Origin of the sequence: Castellaniella sp. (assembly GCF_047971665.1) — a bacterium.
Classification (GTDB): domain Bacteria; phylum Pseudomonadota; class Gammaproteobacteria; order Burkholderiales; family Burkholderiaceae_B; genus Castellaniella.
Genome location: NZ_JBKEAA010000018.1, coordinates 163,005 through 172,738, shown reverse-complemented (window position 1 = coordinate 172,738; position 9,734 = coordinate 163,005). Strand labels below are relative to the sequence as shown.

12 protein-coding genes are annotated in these 9,734 nt (G+C 60.9%); 7 read left to right on the top strand and 5 right to left on the bottom strand.

Going from position 1 to position 9,734, the window contains the following annotated elements; genetic code table 11:
* From ACK5JE_RS07515 to ACK5JE_RS07500, 4 genes are all read left to right on the top strand, one after another.
* Nucleotides 1-551, top strand: a 551-nt coding sequence (locus ACK5JE_RS07515; protein ID WP_416801071.1) for an IS256 family transposase, incomplete at its 5' end; no start/stop codon positions are given.
* On the top strand, nucleotides 523-1,143 hold the full coding sequence (locus tag ACK5JE_RS07510; RefSeq protein ID WP_416801070.1) for a DUF4433 domain-containing protein: 621 nt from the start codon (nucleotides 523-525) through the stop codon (nucleotides 1,141-1,143). The genes ACK5JE_RS07515 and ACK5JE_RS07510, both read left to right, overlap by 29 nt.
* Nucleotides 1,143-2,228: a macro domain-containing protein gene (locus ACK5JE_RS07505; RefSeq protein WP_416801069.1), complete on the top strand. Its 1,086-nt coding sequence runs from the start codon at nucleotides 1,143-1,145 to the stop codon at nucleotides 2,226-2,228. The genes ACK5JE_RS07510 and ACK5JE_RS07505 overlap by 1 nt, the downstream gene beginning before the upstream one ends.
* 20 nt (nucleotides 2,229-2,248) lie before the next feature.
* A complete protein-coding gene (locus ACK5JE_RS07500; protein WP_416801068.1) occupies nucleotides 2,249-2,962 on the top strand; it encodes a UPF0149 family protein in 714 nt (237 codons plus the stop codon).
* 53 nt (nucleotides 2,963-3,015) lie between these two features.
* Here the strand turns inward: ACK5JE_RS07500 and ACK5JE_RS07495 are convergent, their stop codons facing one another.
* The 3 genes from ACK5JE_RS07495 to ACK5JE_RS07485 are packed head-to-tail and all read right to left on the bottom strand — an operon-like array spanning nucleotide 3,016 to nucleotide 3,899.
* Nucleotides 3,016-3,309 (bottom strand): HigA family addiction module antitoxin, encoded by a 294-nt coding sequence (locus tag ACK5JE_RS07495; protein ID WP_416801067.1) that lies wholly within the window; start codon nucleotides 3,307-3,309, stop codon nucleotides 3,016-3,018.
* Nucleotides 3,310-3,327: 18 nt separating this feature from the next.
* Nucleotides 3,328-3,621, bottom strand: a complete 294-nt coding sequence (locus ACK5JE_RS07490; RefSeq protein ID WP_416801066.1) for a HigA family addiction module antitoxin — start codon at nucleotides 3,619-3,621, stop codon at nucleotides 3,328-3,330.
* Complete coding sequence (locus ACK5JE_RS07485; RefSeq protein ID WP_416801065.1) at nucleotides 3,621-3,899, bottom strand: type II toxin-antitoxin system RelE/ParE family toxin; 279 nt, start codon at nucleotides 3,897-3,899, stop codon at nucleotides 3,621-3,623. The genes ACK5JE_RS07490 and ACK5JE_RS07485 overlap by 1 nt, the downstream gene beginning before the upstream one ends.
* A gap of 693 nt (nucleotides 3,900-4,592) precedes the next feature.
* On the opposite strand from ACK5JE_RS07485, the gene ACK5JE_RS07480 reads away from it, so the two are divergent.
* The 3 genes from ACK5JE_RS07480 to ACK5JE_RS07470 all read left to right on the top strand — a co-directional run bounded on the left by ACK5JE_RS07480 (nucleotide 4,593) and on the right by ACK5JE_RS07470 (nucleotide 7,617).
* The gene (locus ACK5JE_RS07480; RefSeq protein WP_416801064.1) at nucleotides 4,593-4,835 is read left to right on the top strand and encodes a hypothetical protein; all 243 of its coding nucleotides are present in this window, start codon (nucleotides 4,593-4,595) and stop codon (nucleotides 4,833-4,835) included.
* A gap of 128 nt (nucleotides 4,836-4,963) precedes the next feature.
* Entirely contained in the window at nucleotides 4,964-6,952 is a 1,989-nt protein-coding gene (locus tag ACK5JE_RS07475; protein WP_416801063.1) for a DUF4139 domain-containing protein, read from the top strand.
* Between the two features lie 53 nt (nucleotides 6,953-7,005).
* Nucleotides 7,006-7,617: a pseudouridine synthase gene (locus tag ACK5JE_RS07470; protein ID WP_416801062.1), complete on the top strand. Its 612-nt coding sequence runs from the start codon at nucleotides 7,006-7,008 to the stop codon at nucleotides 7,615-7,617.
* A gap of 22 nt (nucleotides 7,618-7,639) precedes the next feature.
* Here the strand turns inward: ACK5JE_RS07470 and queG are convergent, their stop codons facing one another.
* Both queG and ACK5JE_RS07460 read right to left on the bottom strand, forming a co-directional pair.
* Nucleotides 7,640-8,719, bottom strand: a complete 1,080-nt coding sequence (gene queG / locus ACK5JE_RS07465; protein ID WP_416801061.1) for a tRNA epoxyqueuosine(34) reductase QueG — start codon at nucleotides 8,717-8,719, stop codon at nucleotides 7,640-7,642.
* Between the two features lie 102 nt (nucleotides 8,720-8,821).
* Entirely contained in the window at nucleotides 8,822-9,718 is an 897-nt protein-coding gene (locus tag ACK5JE_RS07460) for a bifunctional helix-turn-helix transcriptional regulator/GNAT family N-acetyltransferase (RefSeq protein ID WP_416801060.1), read from the bottom strand.
* Nucleotides 9,719-9,734 lie beyond the last annotated feature (16 nt).

Here is a 9,734-nt window from a genome sequence, read left to right as displayed (position 1 = left end):
GCTGCCAGGACATTCTGATTGCCGTGGTCGATGGTTTAAAGGGCCTGCCCGAGGCCATCAACGCGGTCTTCTCCAAGACGACGGTGCAGACCTGCATCGTGCATCTGATGCGCAATAGCCTGGATTACGCCGGCTGGAAGGACCGTAAATTGGTCGCCGCCGCACTCAAACCCATCTATGCCGCCGCCAATGAGCAGCAGGCCCGGGAGGCGCTGACCGCGTTTGCCCACGGCCCTTGGGGGGCCAAGTATCCGACCATCGTGGCCGCCTGGGAACGGGCCTGGGAACATGTGGTGCCGTTCTTCATCTTCCCACCCGACATCCGGCGCGTGATCTACACCACGAACGCCATCGAGAACATGAATCGACAGCTGCGTAAAATCATCAAGAACCGGGGCCAATTCCCCAGCGACGAGGCGGCCGTCAAGCTCCTGTGGCTGGCGCTGCGAAACGTGCTGGCCAAGCCGTCACGATCGGTTCATACGTGGAAAGCAGCCATGAATCAGTTCGCCATCTTGTTCGGTGAACGGTTCACTGAGGCCAGGGATTGAACGATGTCAAACCGCCCCGCCCACAAAAAATCTGACACTCCCCAGCGATCACCATCAGGCCGCCCCTGACTGGGTAGGGATCGGCAACCCGGAGCTGATCGACAAGCGCAGTCGACGCCCTATTCCGTGCCCACCGGGGGGCTACCTGCACGACTATGTGCCGTTCTACTTCACGCCGTTTTCGCCCATGCTCTACAACATTCACACGGGGCGAGGCGGCATCCAGCAACGTACGAACGACGAGATCGTGATCCTGGTGTCCAGTCTGCCTCGCCTTCAGGCGCTGGACGTGCCATTCCTTTTCACTGACAGCCACGCCTACTACCAATGGGCAAACTTTTATTTTGATTTGTCTGACTTGGACAAAATCAACTGGGCAATCCTGCAAACCAAGGACTTCCGCCGAGACCCCGACAATCCCGAGAAATTCGAGCAGTACCAGGCGGAAGCGCTGATTCACCAGCACTTGCCCATCAGTGCTCTGCTGGGTATCGTATGCTATACGGATTCCGTCAAGCAGGCTGTCGAGCAGGTTCTGCAGGCGCAACACCTGAACCTTCCCGTCCACACCCGTCCAAACTGGTATTTCTAATGATCACGTTCACGCAAGGCAACCTCCTGGAGGCCCACACCGAGGCGCTGGTCAACACGGTCAACACCGTCGGCGTCATGGGCAAGGGCATCGCGTTGATGTTCAAAGAGCGGTTCAAGGACAACTTTCGCCTGTACGCAGCGGCTTGCAAGGCGGGCGAAGTCCGGACTGGCAAGATGTTCGTTACACAGACGCACGAACTGGACGGTCCCCGCTGGATCGTCAACTTCCCCACCAAACAGCACTGGCGGGGCAACTCGCGCATGGAATGGATCACCGAGGGCCTGCAGGATCTCCGGCAATTCCTGATCGAGCACCAGGTCAAGTCCGTGGCCATCCCCCCGCTTGGAGCGGGCAACGGCAAGCTTGCCTGGGCTGACGTTCGCGTCCAGATCGAGGCAGCGCTGGCTGGACTTGACGTCGACGCTCTGGTTTTTGAGCCCACGGATAAATACCAAAACACCGCTAAACGTACTGGTGTCGAGAAACTGACCCCTGCCCGGGCCTTGATCGCAGAACTTGTACGGCGATACTGGATTCTGGGCATGGAGTGCAGTCTGCTCGAAATCCAAAAACTCGCCTGGTTCCTAGAGCGTTCAGTAGAGCAGCTTGGCCTGCCATCGCTTGATCTAAGTTTTCAGGCGCACAAATACGGCCCATACGCCAATCGCCTGCAACACCTATTGGACGGCCTGGACGGCAGCTATCTGCATTGTGACAAACGCTTGGCCGATGCCAGTCCATACGATGTGATCTGGTTCGAAGACTGTCGCCGGGCCTATCTGCAGGCCTATCTCAATAGCGAGGCCAAGCAATATTTGCCTGCACTGGAAGCCACTGCCGCCTTGATCGATGGGTTCGAGTCACCGTTTGGGATGGAGCTGCTGGCAACAGTGGACTGGCTGGTTGCTAGAGAAGGCGCAGATCTCACAATCCCGGGCATCCGCACAGGATTGCAACACTGGCGCGGCCACGCTGCAGCTGATCGCAAGAACAGATTGTTCACCGACAAGGCACTGGGTATCGCGCTGGATCGGCTGACCCAAACTGCCCCATCCGTTCACCAATACAATACCGCGCTCTGACCTTACTACGAAGCGGACCGATGCAGCTTCCTCAATACCTTAGCGACCATGACCTGAAGCGTCTTGATGACTTTCTGGCGTCCGGCAACGTCTCGGATTTCTCAATGGACGTGGCGACCCTGGAAGGCTGGCTAACCGCATTAGCCATTGGTCCTCGCATGGTCATGCCCTCAGATTGGCTCCCTTGGGTGTGGGATTTTGAGTACGGCCAAGAAGATGTGGATTTTGCATCCCTGGAGCAGGCCAACGAAATCATCGGCCTCATCATGGGCTGGTGGAATCAGATCGTGCAGAACTTCCAGAATCACCCGGAAACTTTCGAACCCGTCTTTCGCCGTCAAGCCGTCTGGGGCGCTGCGGAATGGTGCGAAGGGTTCCTGAAGGCCACACAGCTTTTCGACGCCGATGACTGGTCACTGCTTTGGGCTGCAGACGCGTTCAAGACGACTAAAGGCAATCACGACCTGATCACACCATTTTTACGGCTGGGCGATGAAGGCGGCATGGAGATCACGCGTGAAACTGGTGATGCCCAGAGGTGGGTCGACGCCGTCGTTCCAACCGTGCTGGCCATCAACAAATACTGGGCACCACGGCGCATACAGCTTACCGGCGATCGCGCACAACGAACAATGAGGCGCGCAACTCCCAAGGTCGGGCGCAACGACCCATGCCCGTGTGGTTCCGGTAAAAAATACAAGCATTGCTGCGGCCGTCCTGCAACATTGCACTGACCGGAGGCCTCGTCCAGGCATCAGAAGTTCGCTGGGAAACCACTGTTTTTTCACTACGCATGCACATGTCGCTGAGCCGCCGTCACATCCAGCACACGCCCAGAGTGTTCCGCCTGCCACAAGTCATAATCGGCCTGCATCTGCAGCCACATGATGGCTGTCGGGGCGGGAATCCACTTGGCCAGCCGCAGTGCAAGCTCTGGCGTCACGCCAGACCGTCCGTTGATGAACCGGGAAAACTGTACGCACGACACGCCCAACTGCGTAGCAGCCTCGGTCACGGTGAGATCCAACGCAGGCAGCACGTCTTCCTTCAGCAGGCTGCCCGGATGAGGTGGATTGTGCATCTGCATAAAGGCATCGGATCAGGCTTCGGCCAATTCCAGCCTACTGACGCCAGACAGATCCAAGTGCTGCTGGGTCACCCAGAGGTCATGCGCATCCTGCATCGCCAGCCAGCTTTGGGCACTGCGGCCAAGCGCCTTGGACAGGCGCAGGGCCATATCAGGAGTCACGCTGCTGGTGCCCTTGAGCATCCGACTGACCGTTGATGGTGCAACATCCAGTCGCGACGCCAGCGCCCGCGTACTGATCCCGTAAGGCGCGAGATAAACCTCGGTAATGAACTCACCAGGATGCGGGGGGTTGTACATGCTCATCAGTGATAATCCTCATAGTCGATGACATACGCATCACCATCTGCAAACTCAAACGTCACACGCCAGTTCCCGTTGACAGTCACGGCCCAGCGGCCCTTCTGGTCGCCCTTGAGCGGATGGAGGCGAAAACCAGGCAGATCCATGTCGTCAATCGTGGTCGCCGTATCCAAGGCAGTCAGCTGCATGCGCAAACGCTTGGCATGGCCTGCCTGGATGCCTGCGGCACTACCCGTCTCGAAGAAATGGCGCAGGCCTTTGTGACGAAATGACTTGATCATTCCCATCATAACCGCACGTTGCGCAACACGCAACGTTTTCTAGAAACCATCCCGACTACTCAACAGTTCAAACTATGCCTATTCCGCATGGAGAACGAGTCGTGAACCAGGGGTCTACTCCACCACCAGTTACATTTAACCCAACGGTTCTCCGTTGGGTTTTTTGTTGCCTGGAGGGGCAGTGTTGGTGGGGGTTTGCGTGGATAACCCTTGACAGCCCTCGTCCATCAGACCGCTGTATGGGCTCTACCCCATTAACGGGGGATGGGCATTCATCAGACACGGTTGATGACACCGTTCCAAGCGCATTGAGCCAAGACTCTCATGCGGTAATTCTCAAAGTTCCTGAAGCCGTACGCTCTGCGCGAGAGCATCTCCAGCCACGATCTTAACGGGCATCCCCAGAGCACGCGGGGTGGGGCCTGTCATTAATTTCGTGTTTGGGGCATACCATACGACCAAGGCACCATCACCGTTCTCGCTAATGGACATGCAGCGTCAAGGTGCGGCTGGTAGGCATTGATGCCCCGGAAAAAGCACACCGTCCTCAAAGAGAGAACCAGACAGATCACCTGAGCGCCACGGACAGGGGATCAATACCTGGTTCAGTGTCTGATCAGCTCATTTGTTGATAGTGGTAATGATTTTCATTATTATCTATCGCAACCGAGCCACCCCCTCTGAGGATGAACCATGGACCGCGATCAATCCACCCCGTCCGTCATGCGCGACCCTTTTTTCAAGACCAGCCTATGGTCCACCGTCGTTACGCTGCTGGCCTGCCTGGCAACCCACCTGCTGACTCTGTTTGGCCTGATCGGCGCGGTCGCCTGGATGACAGACGTTGAACATGCGCTGGTAGTAGCCCTGGTCGGGCTGGCCGTGCTGACGATCTATGCCTTTTTCAGGCATCGCCGTGGCTGCCGCCACCGGTGAGGCCGCCTCACGGCACAGGTCGGACCGCCCCCTGACCTGAGCGCCGCCCCTGGGCACGGCAGCTTGATCGAATACTCGGGAAGACACTATATTCAGACACTTCCATGAGACTTTGCACTGGACTCGTCATGCTCAATCGTGTCGTCGCAAGCGTGGTTCTCAGCGCACTGGTGCCAGCCAGCGTGCTGGCCGCCAATAATGGTCCCATCCGCGAAATCCGTCTGTCCTCTGGAGGACTGGCCGAAATCATTCGCGCCATGCCAGTGGGACGGGACCACCAGATCCGGCTCGACGTGCCACGCGATCAGGTCGACGACATTCTGAAAAGCCTGGTGGTGAACAGCGTGACGGCGTCGGCCACGAGTTTTTCGTTGGTGGGCCCCCAACCTCTCAAGGAAAGCTTCAAGGGATTGCCCTTTACGGCGGACGCCCTGGCCTCGGTACCCACATTGCTGACGGCCTTGCAAGGCGCGGCCGTGACGGTCGAAAGCAACAGCAAGACCGTGCGGGGCAAGGTGCTGGGCGTCGAATCACGCAAAGGGCCGGACGCGCAGCAAATGTTCCTGCTGTCGGTGCTGACCCCCGCAGGCGCCGTGGACACGCTGGAACTCGCGCAGGACGCCTCGGTGACCGTGGATGATGCGCCGCTGCGCGACAAGCTGATCGAGGCCACCAATGCCATTGCGCGGGCCAAGAACGACCGTTCGCGTGTCATCACGCTCAACGTCAAGGGCGACACCGACAACAGCGTCAATGTCTCGTATGTCGTGGCGGCCCCCATCTGGAAAACCACCTACAAGGTCGTGGCGCAAGAGGACGGCAAGGCGCGGCTGCAAGCCTGGACGGTACTGGAAAACGCCAGCGGCGAGGACTGGAAAAACGTGCGTCTCGTGCTGACCTCCGCCGATCCCGTCACCCTGAGGCAGCGCCTGCATCAACTCTATTGGAAAGACCGCCAGGAAATCCCCGTCACGACGGCATCGACGGTCATCTCCCAGGTCGATACCGGCAATCTTGCCAATCGCGCCAGCGAGAAACGCCGGATGGCGACCCTCGACCAGGACAGTGTGGTGACCGAGGACGCTCGAGCGCCCATCGACGAGATACAGTCCCTCAGCGCGGCGCAATACGGCGGGGCCCCGATGGAGGGGCCGGCACAGGCTGCCGCCAGCGAAAGCGAGATGTCATCGACCTTTGCCTTGCCGGGCACCTACGACCTGGCCAATGGCGACACCCTGTCCGTCCCCATTGTGGATATCGAGGTCCCCGCCAGCATGGTGTCCTTGTATCGCGCGGGCGCCGCATCGCCACATCCCGTGGCAGCCCTGATGCTCAAGAATACCGGAGACGTCAGCCTGCCCCAGGGCCTGCTCACCATCTACGATGCCAAATCCGGCTATGTGGGCGATGCGCAATTGGCGGGCCTGCCCAATGGCGACACGCGACTGGCCAGCTTCGCCTCGGATCGCAAGGTCACCATCACCACCGACCAGAAACCGACCGCCACCATCGTCGACATCAAGGCCGTGGATGGCATGCTGCAACTGACGCATAAATCACGCCTTGTGACGACCTACACCGTCTCGGGCGCGCTCGATGGCGAGCGTACTGTCGTGATCGAACATCCGGTCCACTCGGGCTGGACGTTCTCCTCTCCGGAAAGCGACGGCAGAACGGTTGATCACTACCGACTGAAAACGACCGTGCCTGCCGGTGGGGAAAAGACCGTGCAGGCCGTTGACGAAAGACTCGAACACTCTGCCTATGCGCTGAGTGACACCGCACCCGACGAGCTGTTGGGCTGGGCCACGTCCGGCACGGACCAGCCGTGGAGCGACAAACTGAAAGCATTGGCTCAGGCGCGTCAGCAACAAGTGGACGCGCAAACCGCGCTGGAAAACCTGGACGCCGATTTTGAGCGCCTGGCCAATGAGCAACAACGCATCCGCGACAATCTGGCGGCCGTGCCTGCCAAGAGCACGCTCAGCACCCGTTACCTGAAGCAGCTGGAGACTACCGAGAACGATCTGCGCACCCTGGAGGAAAAGCGGACCACGCTGCAAGACCAGGTGAACACCCTCGATGAGCAAGCGCAACAACTGCTCAGGGCATTCTGAAAAAGGCCCCCGCGCATGATGCAGCCCCTGGCGTGGGCGAATCGGGCAGACGCATGACTCATGCCGATCCGCTCTGGCGCCCCCGGTCCGGAAAAGCGCGCCGCACGGCCCGGACACCGCCCGCGCGCCCTCGCCTGCTGATGCTCAACAAGCCATTCGGCGTGCTGACCCAATTCAGCGACGATGAGGGCCGTGTCACGCTGAAGCACTTTGTCGACGTGCCTGATGTCTACCCGGCCGGACGGCTGGATCGCGACAGCGAAGGGCTGCTCCTGCTGACCAACGACGGCCGTCTGCAGGCACGCATCGCCGACCCCCGACACAAGATGTCGAAAACCTATTGGGTGCAGGTCGAGGGCGAGCCGACCGAGGCCCAGCTGCAACATCTGCGAACCGGCGTGGACCTGAAAGACGGCTCCACCCTGCCCGCCCAGGCCCGCCTGCTGGCGGAACCGCAGCTCTGGCCGCGCGATCCGCCTGTGCGTTTTCGCAAAAGCATTCCGACGGCCTGGCTCGAAATCACCATCCACGAAGGCCGCAACCGCCAGGTCCGGCGCATGATGGCGGCCGTGGGGCTGCCGACTTTGCGCCTGGTACGGACAAGCATCGGACCCTGGCGCCTCGAAGACCTGTCGCCCGGCCAGTGGCGCGAAATCGCACCATGACCGCCATGGCATCGGACTCGTCTCACCCGCTCTGCGCGAGTGCCCAGGCCACATGCTCGCGCACCAGGGCGCTTTCATGGTCGGCGCGGCTGAGCAGGGCAGCCCGCAATTCCACGGCCTGCGCCGCATCGGCACTGCGCAGCGCATTGCCCAGCGCCACGGCGATATTGCGCAACCAGCGTTCGTGATTGATCCGCCGGATCGGCCCGCCCTCGGTGTGCTTGAGGAATGTCGCCTCATCCCAGGCGAACAACTCGATGAGCCGGTGGCCGACCAGCGGGGCGCGCTCATCGAAATCAGGCAGGTCCGAGGTCTGCGCATACTTGTTCCAGGGACAGATCGTCTGGCAGTCGTCGCAGCCGTAAATGTGATTGCCCATGAGCGGGCGCAGCGCCTCGGGGATGGGGCCATGATTCTCTATGGTGAGATAGGAAATGCAGCGACGCGCATCCACCACGCCGGGCGCCACGATGGCGCCCGTGGGACAGACATCGATGCAGGCCGTACAGGTGCCGCAATGCGCGCTCACCGGCTCGGTCGGCTCGAGGGCAAAATCCACAAAAATCTCGCCCAGGAAAAACATCGACCCCGCATCGCGCGAGAGCACCATGGAATGCTTGCCGCGCCAGCCCAGGCCGCTGCGGCTGGCCAGCTCCTTTTCCAGCACGGGCGCAGAATCGGAAAAGACGCGATAGCCGAACGGCCCGACCAGCGCCTCGATCCGGTCGCACAACTTTTGCAGGCGCGCGCGCACCACCTTGTGATAATCACGTCCCCGGGCATAGAGCGACACGACGCCTTCATGGGAGTCTGTCAACCTTGCGCATTCACGCGCCTGCCAGCCGGGCGCGGTCTGACGCGGCAAATACGGCATGCGCGCGGTGATCACGCTCACCGTGCCAGGCACCAGCTCAGCCGGCCGCGCACGTTTGAGACCGTGCTTCTCCATATAGTGCAGGTCACCGTGATAGCCCTGCGCGAGCCATTGCAGCAGCCGCGGCTCGGCCGAGGACAGATCCACCCCGGCAATCCCTATCCCGGAGAACCCCAGTTCCAGCGCCCAGGCCCGGATCTGGCGACACCATTGACTGTTCTCATTCATCGGGAAATTATAGGAAAAGCCACCCCGGTCATGGCCGTGCGGCCGGATGGACGCGCCAGGTCGGGCGGCATCTCATGCGCTGACACCTCTGCCGACAGGCCATCACACTGACCGGCGCAGATCCCGTTTTTCGAACCAATGGTGCGCATAGGGGTTCGCGTTGTACGCCGCAATCTCCGCATAGCCATTGCGCGCGTAGAGGGCGCGCGCCTCGGCGAGACTGCGGTGCGTATCCATCCGCAACACATTCACACCGACATCGACCGCTCGCGATTCCAGCGCCTCCAGCAGGCGCTGGGCGATGCCCAGGCCCCGGGCGGACGAGTCCACCCACATGCGCTTGATCTCGCCAACACCATTGCCCTGGTTCTTGAGCGCCGCGCATCCCACCGGCGCATCTTCCAGCCGGGCGATCAAGAACCACCCATGCGGCGGCACCAGTTCCTCGGGATCCGCAGAGACGGTCAACGCGGGGGCGAAGCCTCCATCAAACCGCGCCTGAAGCTCGCGGAAATAGGTCTCGATGCAGGCGCGCGCCTCGTCGCCAAAAGGATCGGCTGTCTCGATCGTCACCGCCGAGGCCCGCAGAAAGCGTTCCACATCGGCCATCGCGGCCAGCAACCGTTCACGCTGTGTCGTCCCGAGCGGCTCCAGTAACGCGGCGGCCAGGCCTTTGGACCGGTCATCGAGCACAGCCCATTGCCGGCGGCCTTTTGCGGTCAGGATCACCCGGCGCACCCGCGCATCCTGCGCGTCGGGCCTCAATGTGATCAATCCGGTTTTTTCGAGCGCGCGCAACATCCGGCTCAAGTAGCCTGAATCCAGCCCCAGACGCGCGCGCAGATCGCGCGCCGTGGCGCCATCCGGGCCGATTTCGTAGAGCAGCCGCGCCGCGCCCGGCGGGCGGCCCATCCCCGGATAGTCGTGACTCAGCATACCGATCCGGCGGGTCAGCATCCGGTTGAACCGGCGCACTTGCAACAGTTGGCTCTCGTCCATTTTCATGCCCTCTGAC